The organism is Dactylosporangium roseum, assembly GCF_025264685.1.
GTDB classification, from domain to species: domain Bacteria; phylum Actinomycetota; class Actinomycetes; order Mycobacteriales; family Micromonosporaceae; genus Dactylosporangium; species Dactylosporangium roseum.
On the sequence record NZ_CP073721.1, the window covers coordinates 6,996,493 to 7,018,271 of the forward strand.

At 71.2% G+C, this 21,779-nt stretch carries 22 protein-coding genes; 10 read left to right on the forward strand and 12 right to left on the reverse strand.

Going from position 1 to position 21,779, the window contains the following annotated elements; all coding sequences use genetic code 11:
• Window positions 1-182: 182 nt before the first annotated feature.
• Window positions 183-887: a hypothetical protein gene (locus Drose_RS32795; protein ID WP_260725129.1), complete on the reverse strand. Its 705-nt coding sequence runs from the start codon at window positions 885-887 to the stop codon at window positions 183-185.
• Window positions 888-1,000: 113 nt separating this feature from the next.
• Window positions 1,001-1,804, reverse strand: a complete 804-nt coding sequence (locus Drose_RS32800) for an MOSC domain-containing protein (protein ID WP_260725130.1) — start codon at window positions 1,802-1,804, stop codon at window positions 1,001-1,003.
• Between the two features lie 95 nt (window positions 1,805-1,899).
• Between Drose_RS32800 and Drose_RS32805 the strand changes: the two genes are divergently transcribed.
• Genes Drose_RS32805 through hutH form a run of 6 tightly spaced genes read left to right on the forward strand, consistent with a single transcriptional unit; the run spans window position 1,900 to window position 9,635 of the window.
• Entirely contained in the window at window positions 1,900-2,763 is an 864-nt protein-coding gene (locus tag Drose_RS32805; protein ID WP_260725131.1) for a MurR/RpiR family transcriptional regulator, read from the forward strand.
• Window positions 2,764-2,775: 12 nt separating this feature from the next.
• Entirely contained in the window at window positions 2,776-4,425 is a 1,650-nt protein-coding gene (gene hutU, locus Drose_RS32810) for a urocanate hydratase (RefSeq protein WP_260725132.1), read from the forward strand.
• Window positions 4,425-5,630, forward strand: coding sequence for an allantoate amidohydrolase (locus tag Drose_RS32815; protein ID WP_260729894.1), 1,206 nt, complete (start codon window positions 4,425-4,427; stop codon window positions 5,628-5,630). Before hutU ends, Drose_RS32815 begins: the two co-directional genes overlap by 1 nt.
• The gene (locus tag Drose_RS32820) at window positions 5,621-6,952 is read left to right on the forward strand and encodes a formimidoylglutamate deiminase (RefSeq protein WP_260725133.1); all 1,332 of its coding nucleotides are present in this window, start codon (window positions 5,621-5,623) and stop codon (window positions 6,950-6,952) included. Before Drose_RS32815 ends, Drose_RS32820 begins: the two co-directional genes overlap by 10 nt.
• A complete protein-coding gene (hutI, locus tag Drose_RS32825) occupies window positions 6,949-8,118 on the forward strand; it encodes an imidazolonepropionase (RefSeq protein WP_260725134.1) in 1,170 nt (389 codons plus the stop codon). Before Drose_RS32820 ends, hutI begins: the two co-directional genes overlap by 4 nt.
• Window positions 8,115-9,635 (forward strand): histidine ammonia-lyase, encoded by a 1,521-nt coding sequence (gene hutH, locus Drose_RS32830; protein ID WP_260725135.1) that lies wholly within the window; start codon window positions 8,115-8,117, stop codon window positions 9,633-9,635. The genes hutI and hutH overlap by 4 nt, the downstream gene beginning before the upstream one ends.
• Window positions 9,636-9,801: 166 nt before the next feature.
• On the opposite strand, the gene rdgB is transcribed toward hutH, so the two are convergent.
• From rdgB to Drose_RS32850, 4 genes are read right to left on the reverse strand one after another with little or no spacing between them, the layout of a single operon-like run.
• Window positions 9,802-10,398 (reverse strand): RdgB/HAM1 family non-canonical purine NTP pyrophosphatase, encoded by a 597-nt coding sequence (gene rdgB, locus Drose_RS32835; protein ID WP_260725136.1) that lies wholly within the window; start codon window positions 10,396-10,398, stop codon window positions 9,802-9,804.
• A complete protein-coding gene (gene rph, locus Drose_RS32840) occupies window positions 10,395-11,123 on the reverse strand; it encodes a ribonuclease PH (protein ID WP_260725137.1) in 729 nt (242 codons plus the stop codon). The genes rdgB and rph overlap by 4 nt, the downstream gene beginning before the upstream one ends.
• 14 nt (window positions 11,124-11,137) lie before the next feature.
• The gene (locus Drose_RS32845) at window positions 11,138-11,281 is read right to left on the reverse strand and encodes a hypothetical protein (RefSeq protein ID WP_260725138.1); all 144 of its coding nucleotides are present in this window, start codon (window positions 11,279-11,281) and stop codon (window positions 11,138-11,140) included.
• Between the two features lie 8 nt (window positions 11,282-11,289).
• Window positions 11,290-12,042: an MBL fold metallo-hydrolase gene (locus tag Drose_RS32850; protein ID WP_260725139.1), complete on the reverse strand. Its 753-nt coding sequence runs from the start codon at window positions 12,040-12,042 to the stop codon at window positions 11,290-11,292.
• 307 nt (window positions 12,043-12,349) lie between these two features.
• On the opposite strand from Drose_RS32850, the gene Drose_RS32855 reads away from it, so the two are divergent.
• Complete coding sequence (locus Drose_RS32855; RefSeq protein WP_260725140.1) at window positions 12,350-12,700, forward strand: hypothetical protein; 351 nt, start codon at window positions 12,350-12,352, stop codon at window positions 12,698-12,700.
• A gap of 10 nt (window positions 12,701-12,710) precedes the next feature.
• Here Drose_RS32855 and Drose_RS32860 read toward each other — a convergent pair whose 3' ends face one another.
• The 6 genes from Drose_RS32860 to Drose_RS32885 all read right to left on the reverse strand — a co-directional run bounded on the left by Drose_RS32860 (window position 12,711) and on the right by Drose_RS32885 (window position 16,910).
• Window positions 12,711-13,661, reverse strand: a complete 951-nt coding sequence (locus tag Drose_RS32860) for a PLP-dependent cysteine synthase family protein (RefSeq protein WP_260725141.1) — start codon at window positions 13,659-13,661, stop codon at window positions 12,711-12,713.
• Between the two features lie 5 nt (window positions 13,662-13,666).
• Window positions 13,667-13,978: a MoaD family protein gene (locus Drose_RS32865; RefSeq protein WP_260725142.1), complete on the reverse strand. Its 312-nt coding sequence runs from the start codon at window positions 13,976-13,978 to the stop codon at window positions 13,667-13,669.
• Window positions 13,979-14,047: 69 nt separating this feature from the next.
• Window positions 14,048-14,536, reverse strand: a complete 489-nt coding sequence (locus Drose_RS32870) for a M67 family metallopeptidase (protein WP_260725143.1) — start codon at window positions 14,534-14,536, stop codon at window positions 14,048-14,050.
• Window positions 14,537-14,583: 47 nt separating this feature from the next.
• Entirely contained in the window at window positions 14,584-15,078 is a 495-nt protein-coding gene (locus tag Drose_RS32875) for a DUF2017 domain-containing protein (protein WP_390891465.1), read from the reverse strand.
• Between the two features lie 2 nt (window positions 15,079-15,080).
• The gene (gene clpS / locus Drose_RS32880) at window positions 15,081-15,377 is read right to left on the reverse strand and encodes an ATP-dependent Clp protease adapter ClpS (protein ID WP_260725144.1); all 297 of its coding nucleotides are present in this window, start codon (window positions 15,375-15,377) and stop codon (window positions 15,081-15,083) included.
• A 15-nt stretch (window positions 15,378-15,392) separates the two neighbouring features.
• Window positions 15,393-16,910, reverse strand: coding sequence for a P-loop NTPase family protein (locus Drose_RS32885; RefSeq protein WP_260725145.1), 1,518 nt, complete (start codon window positions 16,908-16,910; stop codon window positions 15,393-15,395).
• A 196-nt stretch (window positions 16,911-17,106) separates the two neighbouring features.
• Between Drose_RS32885 and Drose_RS32890 the strand changes: the two genes are divergently transcribed.
• The 3 genes from Drose_RS32890 (at window position 17,107) to Drose_RS32900 (ending at window position 21,638) form a co-directional block, all read left to right on the forward strand.
• Window positions 17,107-19,731, forward strand: a complete 2,625-nt coding sequence (locus Drose_RS32890; RefSeq protein ID WP_343871073.1) for a LuxR C-terminal-related transcriptional regulator — start codon at window positions 17,107-17,109, stop codon at window positions 19,729-19,731.
• 78 nt (window positions 19,732-19,809) lie between these two features.
• Window positions 19,810-21,054: a nicotinate phosphoribosyltransferase gene (locus Drose_RS32895; RefSeq protein WP_390891466.1), complete on the forward strand. Its 1,245-nt coding sequence runs from the start codon at window positions 19,810-19,812 to the stop codon at window positions 21,052-21,054.
• A complete protein-coding gene (locus Drose_RS32900) occupies window positions 21,051-21,638 on the forward strand; it encodes an isochorismatase family protein (protein ID WP_260725148.1) in 588 nt (195 codons plus the stop codon). Before Drose_RS32895 ends, Drose_RS32900 begins: the two co-directional genes overlap by 4 nt.
• Window positions 21,639-21,779: the final 141 nt, after the last annotated feature.

The window sequence follows — 21,779 nt, forward strand, 5'->3', positions numbered from 1 at the left end:
AATCTCTCACCCCCTGCGACCGGCTCATACTCCACGCCGACCCCCCGACTGCCGGATTCTGGTCAGTTCACGGAGGCCTTCGTTCATCCCGCGCTGGCGCCATCGGCGTCATGTCCGTGCCCAGCAGCGCTCGGCCGGACCTCATCCGGCGTGACCGTGCCCGCGGCGGCACGGCCAGCCTGTCAGCGGGCCCCCGGCGCCAGCCCGCGCTCCGCCATCGCCTCCGCCAGTGCGATCAGCGACCGTACGACGGCATTGCGCCCCTCACCGCCGTGCAGCATCTTGCGCGGCTCGCGGATCCGTTCCACCCCGATGGCGTGCGCCCCGGCCCGTTGTGTCGCCGACATGGCCGAGAACGTCGCACAGACCACTGCGGTCTGCTCGGGAGCCGCCCCGATCGCCTCCAACACCGGCGCCATGGTCCGCACCGCAGGATTGCGCATCGCGAACCCCCGCCCGAGCGTCGGCCCGACCATCGTCCGCAGCCCGAGCCGGTGCAGGTATCGCCCAACAGCAGACTCGCTGTGCGGCGCGTACACGGCAACCGACCGCCCCGTCTCCCGGCACGCGTCGAGCAGGTCCGCAGCACCGACCGTGACCGGAGCCCATCCCGCGGTGTCGAGCTCGGCGTCGTGGGCGATCTGCTCCGCTCGACGCCCGCTGTCCTCCGACACGCCGTGCGCCTCGGCGAGCATGTCGAACGGGTTTTCGCTCGTGTCGACCATGATCGACAAGCGATGCCCCGATTCGAGCAGCATGTCGCGGATTCGCCGGGCCACCACTCCCGGCTCGGGCAGCAGGTCGCCCAGCACGCTGAACGTCAGGACCACGTGGCTGGTCCGATCGAGGATATCGGCGAGGTGGGGTCGGACCCGCAACAGCGTCACCCGTTGATCATGACTTGGCTTCCGTCTCCCGCGACGCGTTATGCCCCTTTCACCCCGCCGCCAGGCGGACAATCGGCCCCGTTCAGACCGGTTCGTCCGATTCAGTCCGCACGTCAGTCGACCACTGCGACCTCGTCGCCAATGGCGATCTTGCCTCTCCCGTCCGGGATCAGGTTGACCCCGAACATGAGCCCGCCCGGAAACTTCCGGTGCCGTCCGAGCACACGTAGCGGCTGACGGCCCTTCTCACCCGTCTCCGGGTCGATGGTGGTCAGCACACACCGACTGCATGGCTTCGGCACGCGGAACGACACGTCGCCGATCACGATCCGCCTGCCGATCCAGCCGTCCTCCGCCCAGGCCGCGGCGCCACCCACTACGACATTGGGGCGGAAGCGCGTCATCTCGATCGGCTCGCCCCCCTCCTCGACCAGCCAGTCGTTGACCGCGTCGAGCGAGGCCCAGTTGGTCAGCAGCAGCGGGAACCCGTCGGCGAAACTCACCCGGTCGTCGGGCAGGCCGTACTCCGGATCGACCCGCCTCCGCGTCGGGTCGTCCAGGTGGACCAGGTGTGCGCGGCGCCCGATCACCTCCGTCAGCCACCGATCCGCCTCGCCACCCGCCGCCGTGGCGGCGATCCACTGCTTGAAATGCCTGACGTCCGTCGTGGTTCCGGCGGGGAATGGCACCTCGATGCTCGACGCCCCTTGCGCTTGGAGCACCAGACCCTGAGAGACGTACGCCGGACGCACTCGCCCGAGCGCCGGCCACTCCCGCTGCGTGATCAGCTTGAGGTCGTCGTCGACGACCAGCCACCGCCGATCGCCGGCCAGCCCCCACGGCTCGACCTCGGCGGAGTCCGCCTCTACGCGATAGCAGCTCTTGATCGGATAGGTCGCGAGATAGGTCAACCGCACATCCCGAGCGTCCCATGTGGTCCCCCCTTCGAGGCAACATTCTGAATGAATTCATGCTGTTGACGCAACTCTGAAAGGAGGCTTACAGTCGCTCCATGGCAACGTCACCGGTCCAGCGGGTGCTGGAATTGTTCGACGGGCAGCGGTTGACGCCCGCACAGCGGCGCATCGCACGCTGCCTGGTCGACCATGCCGGCCGGGCCGGTTATCTCTCCAGCGGCGATCTGGCGGCGCTGGCCGGGGTGAGCCAGCCGTCCGTCACTCGATTCGCGACCGCGCTGGGTTTCGACGGCTATCCGGCGCTGCGCGACCGGCTGCGGGTGACGTTCGACGGCTACCAGCACGCCTCGTCCACAGTGGACGCGGGTTCGGGAGACGCGCCCACGAACCAGTACCAGCGGGCACTGAGCGCCGAGATCGCCAATTTGCAACGTCTCTCCGAGGCCCTCCGCGATCCGGCACCGCTGGCCGAGGCCGGTCGTCTGCTCATCGAGAGCCGACCGTTGCCGGTCTTCGGCATGCGGGCGGCCGCAGCGCTCGCGAGTTCGTTCGCCTACTTCGCGGCAAAGGTGCACCCCGACGTCCGGCTGCTGCGCGAGCAGGGAAGCCTGCTGGCGGATCGGCTGGAACAGGCACATGCGGCAGGCGCAGTTGCGATGCTGGCGTTTGTGTTGCCCCGCTATCCGCGCGAGGCGGTCGACGCTCTGCGCGACGCGCGGGCCGCCGGGCTCCGCGTGGTGACCGTGACCGACTCACCGGTCAGTCCGGCCGCCGCCGAGTCCGACCTGGTCCTGCCCGCCGCCGTGGGGTCGCGGCTGGTGTTCGACCTGCACGCCGCCCCGTCCGCGATGGTCACGATGCTGCTGCAGGCGATGTGCGACGCCGCACCGACCGAGACCCAGGCACGGCTCGAGGCATTCGAGCGGTCTGCCGCCACCCGCCAGGTTTTCCTGCCCTAGCCGAGGAGTCCCATGGAACCGATCCGCGCCCCTCGGGGCACCCAGTTGACGGCGCGTGGCTGGCAGCAGGAGGCCGCCCTGCGCATGCTCATGAACAACCTCGACCCCGACGTGGCCGAGCGTCCGCAGGATCTGGTCGTCTACGGCGGCACCGGCAAGGCGGCCCGTGATTGGCCGTCGTTCCGGGCCCTGGTCCGCACGCTCACGACCCTGGCACCCGACGAGACGATGTTGGTGCAGTCCGGCCGTCCGGTCGGCGTGTTGCAGACCCACGAGTGGGCACCGCGCGTGCTCATCGCCAACTCCAACCTGGTCGGCGACTGGGCCACCTGGCCCGAGTTCCGCCGGCTCGAAGCCCTCGGCCTGACCATGTATGGCCAAATGACCGCCGGCTCGTGGATCTACATCGGCACGCAGGGCATCCTGCAGGGCACCTATGAGACGTTCGCCGCCGTCGCGGAGAAGCGGTTCGGCGGAACCCTGGCGGGCACGCTCACGCTGACCGCCGGCTGTGGCGGGATGGGTGGCGCCCAGCCGCTGGCCGTCACGATGAACGGCGGCGCATGCCTGATCATCGACGTCGATCGCGCCCGCCTGGAGCGGCGTGTGGCCACCCGCTATCTCGACGTCATCGCGGACTCGCTGGAGGCCGGCGTCCGACTGGCGGTGGAGGCGCAGATCGCGCGTCAGCCGCTGTCGGTCGGCGTGGTGGGCAATGCGGCGCTGCTCGTGCCGGAACTGCTGCGGATGGGCGTGCCGGTCGACATCGTCACGGACCAGACGTCGGCACACGACCCGCTCTCCTACGTGCCGAGTGGTGTCGAGCCGGAAGACGTCGCCGATTACGCGGCGCGGAAGCCCGAAGAGTTCACCGAGCGTGCCCGCCACTCCATGGCTCGTCACGTCGAAGCGATGGTCGGGTTCCTCGACCGCGGTGCCGAGGTGTTCGACTACGGCAACTCCATCCGCGGCGAGGCTCAGCTCGGCGGCTTCGACAGAGCGTTCGCCTTCCCCGGCTTCGTCCCGGCGTACATCCGGCCGCTGTTCTGCGAGGGCAGGGGGCCGTTCCGCTGGGCCGCGCTGTCCGGCGACCCGGCTGACATCGCCGCGACCGACCGCGCGATCCTCGACCTCTTCCCGGAGAATGAGTCGCTGCGCCGCTGGATCACGATGGCCGGTGAGCGGGTCGCGTTCCAGGGTCTGCCGGCGCGGATCTGCTGGCTCGGCCAGGGCGAGCGTGACAAGGCCGGGCTACGGTTCAACGAGATGGTGGCCGACGGCACGCTCGGGGCGCCGATCGTCATCGGCCGCGACCACCTCGACACCGGCTCGGTCGCCTCGCCGTACCGCGAGACGGAGGCCATGCGCGACGGCTCCGACGCGATCGCCGATTGGCCGTTGCTCAACGCGCTGGTCAACACGGCGTCGGGCGCGTCGTGGGTCTCGATCCACCATGGCGGCGGGGTCGGGATCGGCCGGTCGATCCACGCCGGGCAGGTCTCGGTCGCCGACGGCACCGAGCTGGCGGCGCAGAAGCTGGCCCGGGTCCTGACCAACGACCCGGCGATGGGCGTGCTCCGCCACGTCGACGCAGGCTATGAGGACGCCGTCGAGGTGGCCGGCTCGGCCGGTCTCCGCGTACCGATGGGAGAGTCGGCATGATGAGCACCGAGCGGTTCGCCGCGCTCTGGGAATCGCTGAGCCCGATCGGCAAGGTCGGGGACGACGGCGGCTACATCCGCCAGTCGTGGACCGACACCGACCTGGCCTGCCGCGAGTGGTTCGTCGAGGAAGCACTGGACCGCGATCTCGAGGTGGAAATCGACCGCAACGGCAATCTGTGGGCCTGGTGGGGCGAGCCGGAAGGCGACAGGGCGGTCGTGACCGGCAGCCACCTCGACTCGGTGCCCCACGGTGGCGCGTATGACGGCCCACTCGGTGTCGTCTCCGGCCTGCTAGCCGTCGATGTGCTCCGCGAGCGTGGTGTCACGCCCGCCCGCCCGCTGGCGGTGGTCGCGTTCACCGAGGAGGAGGGCGCCCGGTTCGGCGTGCCGTGCCTGGGCTCACGACTGCTCACCGGCGCATTCGACCCGGCCAAGGCGCTGCAGCTCCGCGACCGGGAGGGCGTGCGTCTCGGCGAGGCGATCAGCAGGGTCGGCCTCGACCCGGAGCGACTGGGACCCGATCCCGAGCGGCTGGCACGCATCGCCGCCTTTGTGGAACTGCACGTGGAGCAGGGCCGGGCCCTCGATCACATCGACGCGCCGATCGGCGTGGCCAGCGCCATCTGGCCGCACGGCCGCTACCGGTTCGACTTCACAGGCGAGGGCAACCACGCGGGGACAACCCGTATGTCGGACCGTCACGATCCGATGCTCACCCTCGCCCACACCGTGCTGGCCGCCGAGGAGGCCGCCCGGCTGCACGGCGCCCACGCCACCGTCGGCCGGGTCGACGTCGCCCCCAATGCCACCAATGCGATCGCGGCGCGGGCCTCCGCCTGGCTCGATGCCCGAGCGGCCGACGAGGACACCCTGCGACGACTGGTCGAGGTGGTCCACCAGCGTGCCGAGGAGCGCGCGCTGACCGACGGCACGCTGGTGAAGATGACGGCGGAGTCGTCGACGAGCGAGGTCGCGTTCGCCGGCGAGGTCAGCCGGCTCGCCGCGCTGGAGCTCAACGCCCCCGTGCTCCCGACCGGCGCCGGGCATGACGCCGGGGTGCTCGCCGGGCACGTCGACGCCGCCATGCTGTTCGTGCGCAATCCAACCGGCATCTCCCACGCACCGCAGGAGTCGGCATCGGACGCTGACTGCGCGATGGGTGTCGAGAAGCTCGCGGACCTCTTGGCGCGGCTATGCCAGTGAATCGGTCGCCCGTGCGGTATCACTGCGAGCGCGCCTGGCTGCCGACAGGCGTCGCGGCAGACGTGCTCGTCGAGGTTGCCGACGGTCGGTTCACCGCGGTCACTCCGCGGACACCTCCGAATGCGCCGGCTGCCAGCGACGTGGTGCGGCTGCCGGGACTGACGCTGCCGGGGCTGGCCAACACTCACTCGCACGCCTTCCACCGCGCGCTGCGCGGACGCACCCAGCGAGGCCGGGGCACGTTCTGGACGTGGCGCGAGCAGATGTACGCCGTGGCCGGCGCGCTCGACCCGGACTCGTATCACACGCTCGCCCGCGCTGTATACGCGGAGATGGCGCTGGCGGGCATCACCTGCGTCGGCGAGTTCCACTACCTGCACCACGGCCCCGACGGCACCCCGTATGACGAGCCCAACGCGATGGGCGAGGCGCTGCTCGCGGCGGCCGCCGACGCGGGCATCAGGATCACGCTGCTCGACACGCTGTACTTGTCGGCGAGTGTCGACGGCAAACCGCTGGAAGGCGTCCAGCGGCGCTTCAGCGACGGTTCGCTGGACGGCTGGTCCGAGCGGGTCGAGCGGCTGAAGGCCCAGCCGCACGCGAGGATCGGCGCGGCCGCGCACAGCGTGCGGGCCGTTCCGGCCGACCTGCTGGCCGGATTCGCGTATCGGACCGAGGGCATGCCCACACACGTACACCTGTCGGAGCAACGCGCGGAGAACGAGGCCTGTCAGGCGGTGCACGGCCGCACCCCCACGGAGCTGCTCGCCGACCGTGGGCTGCTCGGTGCGCGGGTGACCGCGGTCCACGCCACGCACCTCACCGACACCGACCGCACGGAGTTGGGCGACACCGGCACCGGCGTCTGTTTCTGTCCGACGACCGAGCGGGACCTCGCCGACGGCATCGGCCACGCCCGTGCGCTGACCGACGCAGGCAGCCCGCTCAGTCTGGGCAGTGACAGCCATGCCGTCATCGACCTGTTCGAGGAGGCTCGGGGCGTGGAGATGCACGAACGGCTGCACACCGAGCACCGGGGGCATTTCACGGCTGACGAGCTGCTGGGCGCGGCGAGCGTCGCCGGGCATGTCGCGCTCGGCTGGCCGGACGCCGGCACGATCGCCGTCGGCGCACGTGCCGATCTGGTCACCGTGGCCCTGGACACGCCGCGGACGGCGGGGTGCGAGCCCGATGCGATCTACTTCGCGGCGACCGCCGCCGACGTGCGGCACGTGGTGATCGACGGGCAAGTGGTGGTCAGGGGCGGCGTCCACATCGCGTTGCCGGACGTCGGCGCCGCGCTGGCGGGGGCGATCCGATGAGGTCCTTGCTGATCACCAACATCGGCGAGCTGGTCACTGCCGACCCCGCGTGGGGCGAGGGGTCGCTCGGCATCCGGCGCAACGCCGCGCTGGTGATCGATGATCGGCGGGTCGAGTGGATCGGACGGGCGGCCGACGCTCCGGCCGCCGATGCGCGGGTCGACGCCGGCGGAGCCGCGGTGCTGCCGGGGTTCGTGGACAGTCACGCCCATCTCGTGTTCGCCGGGGACCGGGCTGCCGAGTTCGCGGCGCGGATGGCCGGCCAGCCGTATACCGGCGGCGGGATCCGCACCACGGTCGGCGCGACCCGCGCCGCCTGCGACGAGCAACTACGGACGAACGTGGCCCGGCTGCGCGGCGAGGCGCTGCGGCAAGGCACGACCACGATGGAGATCAAGTCGGGTTACGGGCTGAACGTCACCGACGAGGCGCGCTCGCTGCGGATCGCCCGCGAGTTCACGACCGAGACGACGTTCCTCGGTGCGCACGTCGTGCCGGCCGAATACGCCGACCGGCCCGACGACTACGTCGGACTGGTCTGTGGCCCGATGCTCACCGCCGCCCGGTCGGCAGGCGCGCGGTGGATCGACGTGTTCTGCGAGCGGGGGGCGTTCGACGCTGACCACTCGCGCGCCATCCTGACCGTCGGCGCGGACGCCGGGATGGGTGTGCGCGTTCACGCTAACCAACTGACGGAGGGACCCGGTGTGCGGCTCGCGGTCGAGCTCAACGCCGCCTCCGCCGACCACTGCACGCACCTGAGCCGGGCCGACATCGACGCGCTCGCCGGCTCCGCGACGGTGGCCACGTTGCTGCCCGGCGCCGAGTTCTCCACCCGGTCGCCCTACCCGCCGGCGCGGGCGCTGCTCGACGCGGGCGCGACCGTCGCGCTGGCCACGGACTGCAACCCGGGGTCGTCGTTCACCACGTCGATGCCCTTCTGCATCGCGCTCGCGGTGCGAGAGATGGCCATGACACCGGCCGAGGCGGTGCTCGCGGCCACAAGGGGCGGGGCGGCCGCACTGCGCCGCGGTGACATCGGCCGCCTCACCGTCGGGGCGCGGGGCGACCTGCTCATGCTCGACGCCCCCTCACACCTGCACCTGGCCTACCGGCCCGGGGTGCCGTTGACAACCACCGTCGTGCTCAATGGGGAGCTGGTTTGATCACCATCACCGCCTCTGGCATCACCCCCGACGACCTCGTCGCGGTCGCCCGGGGCAACGCGCGGGTAACCCTCGCGCAGGACGCACTCGACGCCATGCGTGCGAGCAGGGCCATCGTCGACGGCATCGAGCGGGAAGGCCGCCCGGTCTACGGGGTGTCGACCGGCTTCGGCGCTCTCGCCAACACGTTCATCGCGCCCGAGCGACGGGCCGAGCTGCAGCATGCGCTCATCCGCTCGCACGCGGCAGGCATCGGCGCTCCGATGCCGCGCGAGGTCGTGCGGGCGATGATGCTGCTGCGGATACGTTCGCTCGCCATGGGCCGGTCCGGGGTACGGCCCGAGGTCGCCCAGGCGCTCGTCGATCTGCTCAACGCCGACATCACGCCGTGGGTGCCCGAGCACGGCTCGCTCGGCGCGTCCGGTGACCTGGCGCCGCTGGCGCACTGTGCGCTGGTGCTCATCGGTGAGGGCTGGATCCTGGCCAAAGACGGCAGCCGGATCACCGCGGCCGTCGCCGGCGTCAAGCCGATCGAGCTGTCGTCGAAGGAGGGGCTGGCCCTCATCAACGGGACCGACGGCATGCTGGGCATGCTGCTCTTGGCGATCAAGGACGCCGCGCACCTGTTCACCATGGCGGACGTGACCGCCGCGCTGTCGATCGAGGCGATGCTCGGCTCCGACCGGCCGTTCATGCCCGAACTGCACACCATCCGGCCACATCCCGGCCAGGCGGCGTCGGCGGCCAACATTCACCGGCTTCTGCAGCACTCGCCGATCATGGACTCGCACCGCAACGACCTGGTACACGCCGTGCAGGACGCGTACTCGATGCGGTGCGCGCCGCAGGTTGCCGGGGCGGCACGGGACACACTGGAGTTCGCGATCACGGTCGCCGGCCGGGAGTTGCGGTCGATCGTGGACAACCCGGTCGTACTGCCGGACGGCCGGGTGGAGTCGACGGGCAACTTCCACGGTGCGCCGCTCGGCTTCGCCGCGGACTACCTGGCCATCGCCGCGTCGGAGGTCGGGGCGATCGCGGAACGGCGCGTGGACCGGCTCCTCGACGTGTGCCGGTCGCGGGACCTGCCGCCGTTCCTGACACCCGACCCGGGAGTGAATTCGGGGCTGATGATCGCGCAATACACGGCGGCGGGCATCGTCGCGGAGAACCGGCGGCTGGCGGCGCCGGCCAGCGTCGACTCGCTGCCGACGTCGGGCATGCAGGAGGATCACGTCTCGATGGGCTGGGCCGCGACCCGCAAACTCCGCACCGTCCTCGACAACGTCTGCAGCATCCTGGCGGTCGAGTTGCTGTCCGCGGTCCGCGGCATCCAGCTTCGTGCCCCGTTGCGACCGTCGCCGGCCGGGCGGCTGGCGGTGGCGACGGTCGAGCGGTTCGCGGGAGGGCCGGGGCCCGACATGTTCCTGGCTCCGGTGCTCGAAGCGGCTCGCTCGCTCATCTCATCCCGGGAGCTGCGCGCCGAGATCGAGCAGACGACCGGCCCGCTCGACTGATCGGGAGGACCTGCGGCGTGCGAGAGGGCCAGCGGCACGGCGCGCCAGAGCCGCCGGGACCTCACGCAATCCGCAGCGCCGACGTCGCTGGCTGGGACGCCTGTGACGTCCCAGCCAGCCCGAGCAGTCCGGTGACCGGACGGCCGACCTGAGCGGAAAGGAAGGATCAGAGGTGGGCGGCCAGGGCGCGGAACGCCTTGCCGCGGTGGCTGATCGCGTCCTTGTCCGCTGGGGACAGTTCGGCGGTTGTCTTGTCGTAGCCGTCGGCGACGAAGATCGGGTCGTAGCCGAAGCCGCCGTCGCCGCGCGGGGCGCGGATCAGGTGGCCGCGCATCTCGCCGCGGACCACGACCTCGCGGCCGTCGGGCCAGGCCAGCGCGGCGGCGCAGACGAACGCGCCGCCGAGGTGCTCGTCGGGGACATCGCCAAGCTGGGCCAGGACCAGGCGGAGGTTGGCGCCGTCGCGGTCGGGGGCGCCGCTCGGCAGGCCACACCAGCGGGCAGAAAAGACGCCCGGCATGCCGTTGAGGGCGTCCACGGCCAGGCCCGAGTCGTCGCCGACACTGGGCAGACCGGTGTAGCGGACGGCCTCGCGGGCCTTCATGAGCGCGTTCTCCTCGAAGGTGAGACCCGTCTCCGGGGCCTCGGGATACGTCTCGACGTCGTCCAGGCCGAGCAGCTCGACCTCGCTGGCCGCCTCCTCCAGGACTCGGCGCAGCTCGACGAGCTTCTTCTTGTTCCGGGTCGCGAGCAGCAGCTTCATTCGGCGATCGCCTTCTGCTGGAGGGCGTGGAGCTCGGTGCAGCCCAGGGCGCCCAGGTCGACGAGCGTGTCGAGCTCGGCCCGGCTGAAGACCGACTGCTCACCGGTGCCCTGGACCTCGACGAAGTCGCCGGCGCCGGTGCAGACCACGTTCATGTCGACGTCGGCGATGACGTCCTCCTCGTAGCACAGGTCGAGGCGCGGCTCACCGCCGATGATGCCGACGCTGACCGCCGAAACGGAACGGTGCAGCACCTCGGAAGGCTTGCCGGCCAGCTTGCGCTGCGCCGCCAGCCACGCCACCGCGTCGTGCAAGGCCACGTAGGCGCCGGTGATCGCGGCGGTGCGGGTGCCGCCGTCGGCCTGCAGCACGTCGCAGTCGAGGACGATCGAGTTCTCGCCGAGGGCCTTCAGGTCGATGCAGGCCCGCAGGCTGCGCCCGATGAGTCGGGAGATCTCGTGCGTCCGCCCGCCGATCTTGCCCTTGACGCTCTCCCGGTCGCTGCGGGTCGTCGTCGCGCGGGGCAACATGGCATATTCAGCGGTGAGCCAGCCCAGGCCGGACCCCTTCCGCCACCGCGGCACGCCCTCGGTGACGCTGGCGGTGCACAAGACCCGCGTGGCGCCGAACTCGATGAGCACGGACCCCTCCGGGTGCATGCTCCACTGGCGGGTGATCGAAACAGGTCGAAGTTGGTCTGCTGCGCGTCCATCGGGTCGAGCCATACCGCCCACCCTAGTCAAGCGACCTTGCCCGACACGCCGTCGCCCCGTGCCGCTTCGCGCCCGGCGTCGGGGAGCCGAAAGTCGAGGAGGTCGGCGGTGCCGAGCGGGAAGCCGTGGCGCCACTCGGCCCAGCCGAGGCGGAGCAGGCCGGGCGGCAAGCGAGGGCCTAGATGTCGTACCTCGCGCCGGGTCGAGCAACCTCGATGGGTCCGTCGAAGGCTGACGATGCCGCCTCCAGTGTCAGCGCCTCACTCACCCAGGCCGGCACCAGGTGGGTGAGCAGGAGCTTGCCCACGCCCGCCTTGGTGGCGTGCTCGGCCGCCTCCCGGCCGGTGAGGTGGAGGTCCGGCGGGTTGTCCGCGCCGTCGAGGTAGCTCGCCTCGCACAGGAACAGGTCCGCGCCCTGGGCCAGGCGGATCAGCGCCTCGCAGGAAGCCGTGTCGGCCGAGTAGGTCAGCACGCGGCCCTGGTGCTCGATCCGCACCCCGTAGGTCTCGATGGGATGGTTGACCCGGTCGACGGTCACCTGGAACGGACCGATCGGGAAGCTGCCCGGCTGGAGCGCGTAGAAGGTGTAGACGTCGCTGATCGTCATCGGCTCGTTTTCCCCGCCGTAGGCGGCGGCGATCCGCTCGGGGGCGGCGATCGGCGCGTACACCGGCAGGGGCGGGAGCGAGCCGGAGGGCGCGTAGCGCCGGGCCACGATGTACGAGCAGGCGTCGAGCATGTGGTCGCAGTGCAGGTGCGTCAGGAGGATCGCGTCGATGTTGTAGAGCCCGGAGAACCGCTGGAGCGTGGACATGGACCCCGGGCCGAAGTCGACGAGCAGGCGGAAGCCTTCCGCCTCCACGAGGTAGGCGGAACAGGGGGCCTCCGGGCCGGGAAAGCTGCCGGCGCAGCCGAGAACCGTGAGCCTCATGCTGCCCTCAACCCGCCGTCTCCTGTCTGCACGCCGATCTTTGGATCACTCCGGCCAGGTGAGGATAGATCCCATGATCGGACCGCCGGGGACTGCCCGGCCGGTTGCTGCCGCTGGGCAAGGTCCGTCACCGTGCGCAGCCTACGCCGGACTGGCAGCGGAGGCTGAACGATCAGCCTGGAGATGTCGCCAACGTGACAGGGCAGCGTCACGATCCGCGACCACTGTCGTTGCACGCAGTGAGTTCTGAGGTCACGCGCCGCAGGCGTCGGTCGGCCCGGTGCGGATCTGACCAGAGGAGGCGGACGTGAGCGTTGACGTGTCCCGGGTGGCCCGGCGGCTGCGGCGGCAACTCCCGGCCGCGTTCCGTCTGCCGACCGAGGCCGATCCCGCTCCCGAGCCGCGCCATCTGGCCGCGGTGTGCGCGTGGGCGGCCGCGCTGGGGCTGGGCGGCATGGCGGTGGCCCTGCGGGCGTTCGTGGGCCTGATCGCGCAGTACCGCCCCTGGTACACCCCGACGGTCGTCGTGATCGGCCTGGTCGGGCTGGCGTGCACGATCGGCTCGTTTGCGAGCGTGCACCGCCGCCGGCTCCCGTTCGCGCTGCTCGGCGCGGCGTCGGTGAGCCTGGTGGCCGGCTGGATCGTGACCGGGTGGTAGGTCCGGTACGTCAGGCCCAGAGCTGCCCATCGAGCGCGTTCTCGGCATCGGCGAGCGTGCCGCCGTATGCGCCGGTCGACAGGTACTTCCAGCCGCCGTCGGCGACCAGGAACACCACATCGGCCTGCTTGCCCGCCTTGAGCGCCTGGTGCGCGACCGCGAGAGCGGCGTGCAGAACGGCGCCGGTGGAGAATCCGGCGAACATCCCCTCGACCTCGACGAGCTGGCGGGTACGCAGCACGGCGTCGCGGGTGCCGACGGAGAACCGGCGGGTCAGCACCGTCGCGTCGTACAACTCCGGCACATAGCCCTCGTCGAGGTTGCGCAGGCCGTAGACCAGCTCGCCGTAGCGCGGCTCGGCGGCGATGATGTCGACGTCCTCGACCTTCTCGCGGAGGAACCGCCCGACGCCCATCAGGGTGCCGGTGGTGCCGAGTCCGGCCACGAAGTGCGTGATCGTCGGCAGGTCGCGCAGGATCTCCGGCCCGGTCGACTCGTAGTGGGCGCGCGCGTTGGCCTCGTTGCCGTACTGGTAGAGCATCACCCAGTCGGGGTGCTCCGCGGCGATCTCCTTGGCCACGGCCACGGCCCGGTTGGAGCCGCCGGCCGCCGGCGAGAGGATGATCTCCGCGCCGTACATGCGCAGGAGTGCGGTCCGCTCGGACGAGACGTTTTCCGGCATCACGCACACCAGCCGGTATCCGCGCAGCTTCGCCACCATCGCGAGGGCGATGCCGGTGTTGCCGCTCGTCGGCTCGATGATCGTGTCACCGGGGCGAAGACGGCCGGCTTCCTCGGCCGTCTTCACCATCCAGAGCGCCACGCGGTCCTTGACGCTCCCCGTCGGGTTGCGGTCCTCGAGCTTCGCCCACAGCCGGACCTCGGGGCTCGGCGAGAGCCGCGGCAGCCCGATGAGCGGCGTGTTTCCGCACGCGTCGAGGAGGGACTCGTAGCGCGCCACGGGGGTCAGCCCCGCAGCGCGTGGGCGGCGGCGAACGCCAGTGCGCCGCCCGCGACGGCGGGCAGGATCGTCACGGAGTCGCCGTCGTTGAGCTTCGCGTCGAGCGCGCCGAGGAACCGGACGTCTTCGTCGTTGATGTACACGTTGACGAAGCGGTGCAGGTTGCCCTCCCCGGTGATGAGCCGGTCCTTGATCCCCGAGTGGCGGGTGTCCAGGTCGGTCAGCAGGTCGGCGATGGTGTCCCCGGCGCCCTCGACGATCTTGGCGCCACCGGTGTAGCTGCGCAGGATGGTCGGGATGCGAACCTCGATGGCCATGATGTTTTCTCCTCTGGTACGAGCTGAAGCGGTCGACGACTGGACAGGACGGTGCTGCGGGCGAGGTGGTCAGCCCGCGGAACACTCGTAGTCGACGGTCGCCGGGCTCTGCCCGAAGAGGTAGGACTGGACGGCGTGCTGGTCCACGGCGGCATTAACTACCTGAACTGGCTCTTCGGTGATGACTCCGTCCACGATGCGGAACGATCGAATTTCCGTCCGCACCGGATCACGGGTCGAGACCAGCAGGTAGTGCGCGTTGGGCTCGCCGGCGAAGGACACGTCGGTCCGCGAGGGGTAGGCCTCCGTGGCGGTGTGTGAGTGGTAGACGACGACCGGCTCCTCGTCCGCGTCGTCCATCTCGCGCCACAGCCGCAGTTGCTCCTTCGAGTCGAACTCGTAGAACGTCATCGAGCGGGCCGCGTTCTCCATCGGCACGTGCCGCACGGGCCGGTCCGAACCCGCCGGACCCGCGACGATGCCGCACGCCTCGTCCGGGTGGTCCCGGCGGGCATGCGCAACGATCGCGTCGAGGATCGCGGCGTCGATGGTCAGCACGACTGACAGCCTACCGAAACCTGGGTGCGACTTGCCCGTGACGGGCCTCACCCCATGAGTGCGCCCACCAGAGACTCCTGGAGATAGGTCAGGTACTGATAGATGGATAGCTGACCCACCCGCTGAGACGTGGGGTCCTTGAGGATGGCCTCGTCGAGCTCGGCCTCGATGTCGACGTCGTCGTCGATGATGCCCAGCCGCAGGCCCAGCGTCAGCCGGACGTCGGTCAGCGCGCGCAGCCACGCCTCGGCCTGCTCCTCGTCGAGGGCCACCTCGCCACCCTCCACCGGCAGCGCGTCGAGGAGCATGGCCGCCTGCTCGAGTTTCGCCGAGCGGAGGTCGTCCTCCGTGTAGCGGCGCAGGTCGGCCGACGCGGCGGCGTCGTCGCGGTACACGTCGGGGAACAGCCGCTCGATCACCGGATCGGTCCGGTCGAAGCCCTCGGAGAGGAGGGTGACGACCTCGAGCATGACCTCGTTGAGCACGGCCGCCTCGGCCGGGCCGAACCGTGCCACGCAGACCGTGCCGGAGCGCACGAACATCGTCACGACTTGTCCACCGTCGCCCAGAGGCCATACGCCTGCAAACGGGAGGCGTCGTACTCCATCCGCTCACGCGGGCCGCTGGAGACGATCGCCTTGCCCTTGTGGTGCACGTCGAGCATCAGGCGTTCGGCCTTTTCCTTGCTGTACCCGAAGAGCTTCTGCAGAACCCAGGTGACGTAGCTCATCAGGTTGACGGGATCGTTCCAGACCACCGTCACCCACGGACGGTCGGCCTGGGACACCTCGTCAACCTCGACGTGGGTCTCTTCGATCGGTAGGACCTGCGGCGCCGCCATACCAACATGGTGCCATCAAGCGAGCAGCACGCCATGGTCGACCGCATCCCCAGCGATGACGGCGAGTGCCTGACGCAGCTCGGCGTACCGCTCGCCGAGCTCATGCCCGACCTCGACCTCGACCTCGCGCAGGGCGTGTTGCAGCCACCGCCGACAGTCCTTCTTGTCCGGCAGCTTGGGCGGCCCGCCGGGTGACGCTTTCGGTTGCCACATCGCATAACAGCTAGCGTTGAGCCCGACGCCCAGCGGCGGCAGCACCCCGTCGGCCCCGCCGGCCCAGTCGGCATCACCCACCGCGGACAGGTTGTCGACCGCCGCGGCGCCGGTGAGCACGGCGACGGCCGAGGTGGTGGTCACCAGCAGCGCCCGGTCGCGCTCCCGGCCGTCGTCGTGCAGCGATTCGGCGGCCCGCCGGGCGGCGACCCCGATCCGCCGCAGGATCGCCTCGTCCGGCGCCTCGTCGAGCAGCTCGCCGAAGACCGCGCCGATCACCTCGCGGGTGTCGGCGCGCAGCCGGCGGGTCGTGCGGACGGACAGCGCGTGCAGCTCGCGGTCGAGGACATACGGCAGCTCCGGGCACCCCTTGCCCGACCCGAGCTCCTGGACGCAACGCACGTGGATGGTGGCCAGGTTGATCGAGACCTGCTGGACCGCGGCGAGGCGGCGCGCCTCGACCTCCCGGTCGAGGCGCTCCTGCCAGGTGTCACCGACGGCCGAGACGGTCACCGCGGCGACCGCGGCGGGCCGGGCCGTGGGGGCCGCGCGCTGGTCGGACCAGGCCTCGAGCTGGTGGCGCAGCTCGGCGACGCCGAAGATCCCGGCCGGGTCGAGCGAGACCGGGAACCACGATGCGGTGGCCAGGCGCGGACCGCGGGAGGCGAGCAGCGCCCGGTTCGTGGCGAGCATCTCGGGCCAGTGGTCCTGCTGGTCGATGCGGGTGAGCACCAGCGCGATCCGCTCCACCCGCTCGGCCGCGACGGCGAGGAGGTCGAGGTCGGCGCGGGACAGCGGTGCGCCGGCGTCGACCACGAAGAGCAGCCCGAGCCCGTGCTCGGCGGCGTCGAGGACGATCTCGGCGTTGGCGGTGTCCAGGCCCCCGCTGCCGGGCGTGTCGACCAGGGCCACGCGCTTGAGCAGGGCCGCCGGGTGAGTGATCTCGGTCCGGCGGGCGGGCCGCTGGGCGCCGCTCTTCGACGCGGCCGGCGGCCGGGGCTCGCGATGCCCCGGCACGAACGCCTGCACGCCGGGCTCCTCGCCGTGGCGGAACACGCGCCAGCCGTCCCCCGCCGGCACGTCGTCCTGCGCGGTACGGCAGATCAGCGCGTCGACCAGGGCGGTCTTCCCGCTCGACGGGGAGCCGGCGACCACGACGCAGGACCGCGGCCCCGGCGCCGGTCGGGCCTGGGATGACATCCGCCGATGGCGGCTGCCGCGGATCGGCATCGCGGACGCCGGACTGCCGGTCGTCACCTCGGCGCCGGGCGTCGTGACACTCAGATCGATCAGCGGTGCCTGCATGAGTCCAGACCCCATGTGTGACCTCCTTGTGCGCGCCCGGGATGTACCTTCCGCACGCAATGCGGACCGATCCGCGAGCGGCATCGGAACGCTACGTGAACGTGCACTTACGACAGCAGGGTGACTGCTACTCAACTGAATCCGAACGCCTTACTCAAGTTGTCGCTTCCGCTGGTACTCGCAGTAATCAACCTATCGATATGCTGCGACCGTGCCTCCCTGGAGCTTCGTCGGTCGAAACGCAGAGCTGATCCGAGTCGCCGAGGCCGCATCCGGTTCGACCGGTCGCGGTCTGATTCTCGGCGGACCGCCCGGAATCGGCAAGAGTCGATTGCCAAGAGAAGGCGTCAACGCCCTTGACCAGGACAGACTCGCCGTCTGGACGGCGACCGCCAACGCCGCGACGGCCGGACTCCCCCTCGGCGGACTGGCCCAGGTGCTGCCGCCCGACCAACCCGCGGGCGGCTCGCCCGCCGGGCTGCTGCGCTGGGCGGTCGACGCACTGCACCGGCAGGCGGCCGGCCGGCCGATCGTCGTGGCGATCGACGACGCCCACCTGCTCGACCCGCTGTCGGCGGCACTGGTCTACTACGTGGCCCGCTCCGAGAACGCGACGGTCATCGGCACGGTCCGCACCGGCGAGCCGGTCCACGATCCGATCAGCGCCCTGTGGAAGGACGACCTGGTCGAGCGGTTCGAGCTCAGCCCGCTGACCCTCCAGGAGACCTCCGACCTGCTCCAGCAGGTGCTCGGCGGCCCGGTCGACTCGGCGTCCGTCGATCGGCTCTGGCAGCTCTCCCAGGGCAACGCCCTGCTGCTGCGCGAGCTGGTGATCGCCGCGCACTCCGCCGGCGAGGTCATCGAGAGCTACGGCATGCAGCGGTGGACCGGCAAGGTCGACCTGGCGCCGACGCTGACCGAGGTGGTCGACGCGCGCATCGGCAAGCTCACCCCGCAGGAGCGGGCGGTGCTCGAGCTGGTCGCCTTCGGCGAGCCGATCGGCCTGCCGCTGCTGGTCAACGCGACCGACCTGGCCACCGTGGAGACAGCCGAGGAGCGGCAGCTCATCCGGGTCGTGGTCGAGGACCGGCGCACCACGGTCCATCTGGCCCATCCGCTGTACGGCGAGGTCGTCCGCCGCCGCTGCCCGGTCACCCGGTTCCGCCGGCTGCTGGACCAGCTCGCCACGCTCGTCGAGGACAGCGGCGCCCGGCGCCGTGACGACCTGCTGCGGGTCGCGGTGTGGCGGCTCGACAGCGACACCGCGCGTGACCCGGTGCAACTGCTCAACGCCTGCCGCCTCGCGTTCGCGACGTACGACATGGCCCTCGCGATGCGGCTCGGCAAGGCCGCCGTCGCGGCGGGCGGCGGATTCGACGCGGCCGAGACGCTCGCGACGATCCTGATGTTCGCCAACTGCCCCGAGGAGGGCGCGCGGATCCTCGACGAGAACGAGGACCAGATCATCGACGAGGCGCAGCGCAGCCGCTGGCTCGCCGTCCGGCACATCACCTCGCACTGGGGCCTCGGCGACCCGACGACCGTCGACGAGCTCGACCGGCAGGCGCAGAAGCTCACCGACCTGCGGGAGCGCTCGCTCGCCTTGGCCGTCGAGTCCACCATGCGGCTGCACCGCGGCGACTCCGGCCAGGCCCTGACCCTGGCCCGGACCGTGCTGGACAGCCCGGCCAGCGCCCCGGGCCCCCGCGCGCTGGCCCGCAGCATCATGGGCCACCTCCAGGCGATGCGCGGCGCCCCGGTGCAGACGGTGAAGGCGATGGCCGCACTCGACGCCGACGCCGCCCAGTGGCGGGCCGAGGTGCCGTACATTCAGCTCGGCGTCGAACTGGCCCGCGGCACGGCGATGATCCTCGCCGCCGACCTCGAGGCCGTCGACGCGATCGTCGCCGCCGAGTTCGCCGGCATGGCCGACGCGGGCAACTTCCTGCTCGGCTCCGGTTATCTCCAGATCGTCCGGGCCCAGGCCGCCCGGCTGCGCGGCCGTCTCCAGGAGGCCGGCCGGGCGGCCAGCCAGGCGAGCGCGGCGCTGGCCACCGGCCGGATCTTCGTCGCGCTCGCGCACGCCGAGCGGGCGCACATCGCGGCCCTCTGCGGCGACGCGGCGGCCGCCACCGCGGCCTTCGCCGAGGCCGAGCGGGCGCACTACCACTCGATGGAGGTGCTGTACCCCTGGCTGGAGGAGGCCCGGGCGTGGGTCGCGGTGGCCTCCGGCGACATTCCCACCGCCGCCGAGGTGCTGCGCCTGCTGGCCGCCCGCAACCGCAGCGACGGCTTCGCCGCGCACGAGATGTTCGCGCTCTACCACCTCGGCCGGCTCGGTTTCGCCGCCGAGGTCCACGAGCGGCTCGGCGTGCTCGGGCAGACGGTCGAGGGCCGGCTCGCGCCGGCGATCGCGTGGCACGTGAGCGCCATCGCCGAGGAGGACGGTGGCAGCCTGCTGGCCGTCGCCGAGGAGCTCGCGGAGATGGAGCTGAACCTCTTCGCCGCGGAGGCCGCCGCCGGGGCCGTCACGCTGCTGCGGAGCATCCGTTCGCCGCAGACCCCGCGCGCGGCGCAGCGCCTCGCCGAGCTGCGGGCCGAGTGCCAGCTCGCGGCGACGCCGGCGCTGGTCGTACCGCAGCCGATGCTCACCGGCCGGGAGCGGCAGATCGCCAAGCTCGCCGCCGCCGGCGTGCCGTCGAAGGAGATCGCCGACCAGCTATACCTGTCCTCCCGTACCGTCGACAACCATTTGATGCGGGTGTACGCCAAGCTCGGCGTCACCGGGCGCGCCGAACTGGCGGCCGCGCTGCGGTCCCTGCCGCCGGAGGAGTGACAGGGGTCCTATCCGGGGTGGAATAGGGTTGGCGGTGTGACCACAAGCTCGCTGCTGACCGACCATTACGAGCTGACGATGCTGTCGGCGGCGCTGCGTGACGGCACCGCCGACCGGCGTTGCGTGTTCGAGGTCTTCGCACGCCGCCTGCCGACCGGCCGCCGCTACGGCGTGGTCGCCGGCACCGGCCGCCTGCCGTCGCTCATCGCCGACTTCCGCTTCTCGGAGGAGGACGTCGCGTTCCTCACCGAGCGCGGCGTCGTCGACCGGGCGACCGCGCGGTGGCTCGCCGGCTACCGCTTCTCCGGCGACATCGACGGCTACGCCGAGGGGGAACTGTTCTTTCCCGGTTCGCCGATCCTCACCGTGAGCGGCACGTTCGCCGAGTGTGTGGCCCTGGAGACACTGGTGCTCTCGGTGCTCAACCACGACAGCGCTATCGCGGCCGCCGCCGCCCGCATGGTGACCGCCGCGCGCGGGCGCTCGGTCATCGAGATGGGCTCCCGGCGGACGCACGAGGAGGCGGCCGTCGCCGCCGCCCGGGCCGCCTACCTGGCCGGGTTCGCGTTCACGTCGAACCTCGAGGCCGGCCGGCGGTACGGTATCCCGACCACCGGCACCGCGGCCCACGCGTTCACGCTGCTGCACGACTCGGAGCAGGCCGCGTTCGCCTCCCAGGTGGCGGCGCTGGGCAAGCAGACGACGCTGCTCGTCGACACGTACGACATCGCGCAGGGCATCCGCAACGCGATCGCCGTCGCCGGGTCGGACCTGCGGGCCGTCCGCATCGACTCGGGCGACCTGTCGGTGCTCGCCTCGGAGTCGCGGGCGCTGCTCGACTCCCTCGGCGCCACCGACACACAGATCATCGTGTCGGGCGACCTCGACGAATACGCCATCGCCGCCCTGGCCGCCGAGCCCGTCGACGCGTACGGCGCCGGCACCGCGGTTGTCGTGGGTTCGGGCGCGCCGACCGCCGGACTGGTCTACAAGCTGGTCGAGGTTGACGGCCGTCCGGTGGTGAAGCGGTCGGAGCACAAGGCCACGGTCGGCGGGCGGAAGACGGCGGTGCGGCGGCACAAGCCCACCGGCACCGCCACCGAGGAGGTTGTCGTCTCGCTCGGCGCACCCGCCCCCGAGCCGCACGACCGGCTGCTGCAGCGGGCGTTCCTGCGCGACGGCGTGCCCGTGCCCGACCTGCCGACGCTGCACGACTCCCGTGAGCACCTGCGCCAGTGCCTCATCTCGATCCCGTGGGAGGGGCTCAAGCTCTCCGCCGGCGACCCGGCGGTTCCGGTCACGATGCTAGGAGGCTCCGCATGACCCGGGCGTTGATCATCGTCGACGTGCAGAACGACTTCTGCGAGGGCGGCTCGCTGGCCGTCGCCGGTGGCGCCTCGGTGGCCGCCGCGATCACCGAGGTGCTGGCGTCGACGGCTCCGTCATCCACGTCGTGGGAGCACGTCGTGGCGACGCAGGACCACCACATCGACCCTGGCCCACACTTCTCGGCGCAGCCCGACTACGTCGCGACCTGGCCGAAACACTGCGTGGTCGGCACCGGCGGCGTCGACTTCCACCCGGCGCTGGACACGTCGCGGATCGAGGCGGTCTTCGAGAAGGGTGCGTACGAGGCGGCGTACTCGGGCTTCGAGGGCACGGCCGACGGCGTCGGCCTGGCGTCGTGGCTGCGCGAGCGTGCGGTGACCGACGTCGACGTGGTCGGCATCGCGACCGACCACTGCGTGCTGGCGACCGCCATGGACGCGGCACGTGAGGGTTTCGTTACGACCGTGTTGCTCGACCTCACGGCCGGTGTCGCACCTACCACGACCTCGATGGCCCTGGTCACCCTACGGAAGGCCGGGGTGAACCTTGTGGGTGAACCGGTCGTTGCCGAGGGTTGACCAACCGGCGGATGGCACGTGGTTGGACTTGCTGTGTAACAAGCGGCGTGTACCGTCATGCGGGCAAGCGGTTCCGCGAACGATGTGAGGACTTCTCACGTCACAACGTAAGGAGCACCTACACGGAGCGTGGCGAAAGAG

What these genes read in the sequence shown, in the direction of transcription:
- Drose_RS32805 (WP_260725131.1), top strand. Translation starts at nt 1,900, where the DNA reads ATGGCAACGTCACCGGTCCAGCGGGTGCTGGAATTGTTCGACGGGCAG.
- hutU (WP_260725132.1), top strand. Translation starts at nt 2,776, where the DNA reads ATGGAACCGATCCGCGCCCCTCGGGGCACCCAGTTGACGGCGCGTGGC.
- Drose_RS32815 (WP_260729894.1), top strand. Translation starts at nt 4,425, where the DNA reads ATGAGCACCGAGCGGTTCGCCGCGCTCTGGGAATCGCTGAGCCCGATC.
- Drose_RS32820 (WP_260725133.1), top strand. Translation starts at nt 5,621, where the DNA reads ATGCCAGTGAATCGGTCGCCCGTGCGGTATCACTGCGAGCGCGCCTGG.
- hutI (WP_260725134.1), top strand. Translation starts at nt 6,949, where the DNA reads ATGAGGTCCTTGCTGATCACCAACATCGGCGAGCTGGTCACTGCCGAC.
- rdgB (WP_260725136.1), bottom strand. Translation starts at nt 10,398, where the DNA reads ATGAAGCTGCTGCTCGCGACCCGGAACAAGAAGAAGCTCGTCGAGCTG.
- rph (WP_260725137.1), bottom strand. Translation starts at nt 11,123, where the DNA reads ATGGCTCGACCCGATGGACGCGCAGCAGACCAACTTCGACCTGTTTCG.
- Drose_RS32850 (WP_260725139.1), bottom strand. Translation starts at nt 12,042, where the DNA reads ATGAGGCTCACGGTTCTCGGCTGCGCCGGCAGCTTTCCCGGCCCGGAG.
- Drose_RS32865 (WP_260725142.1), bottom strand. Translation starts at nt 13,978, where the DNA reads ATGGCCATCGAGGTTCGCATCCCGACCATCCTGCGCAGCTACACCGGT.
- Drose_RS32875 (WP_390891465.1), bottom strand. Translation starts at nt 15,078, where the DNA reads ATGTTCGTGCGCTCCGGCACGGTCTGCGTGGCACGGTTCGGCCCGGCC.
- clpS (WP_260725144.1), bottom strand. Translation starts at nt 15,377, where the DNA reads ATGGCGGCGCCGCAGGTCCTACCGATCGAAGAGACCCACGTCGAGGTT.
- Drose_RS32885 (WP_260725145.1), bottom strand. Translation starts at nt 16,910, where the DNA reads ATGGGGTCTGGACTCATGCAGGCACCGCTGATCGATCTGAGTGTCACG.
- Drose_RS32895 (WP_390891466.1), top strand. Translation starts at nt 19,810, where the DNA reads ATGCTGTCGGCGGCGCTGCGTGACGGCACCGCCGACCGGCGTTGCGTG.
- Drose_RS32900 (WP_260725148.1), top strand. Translation starts at nt 21,051, where the DNA reads ATGACCCGGGCGTTGATCATCGTCGACGTGCAGAACGACTTCTGCGAG.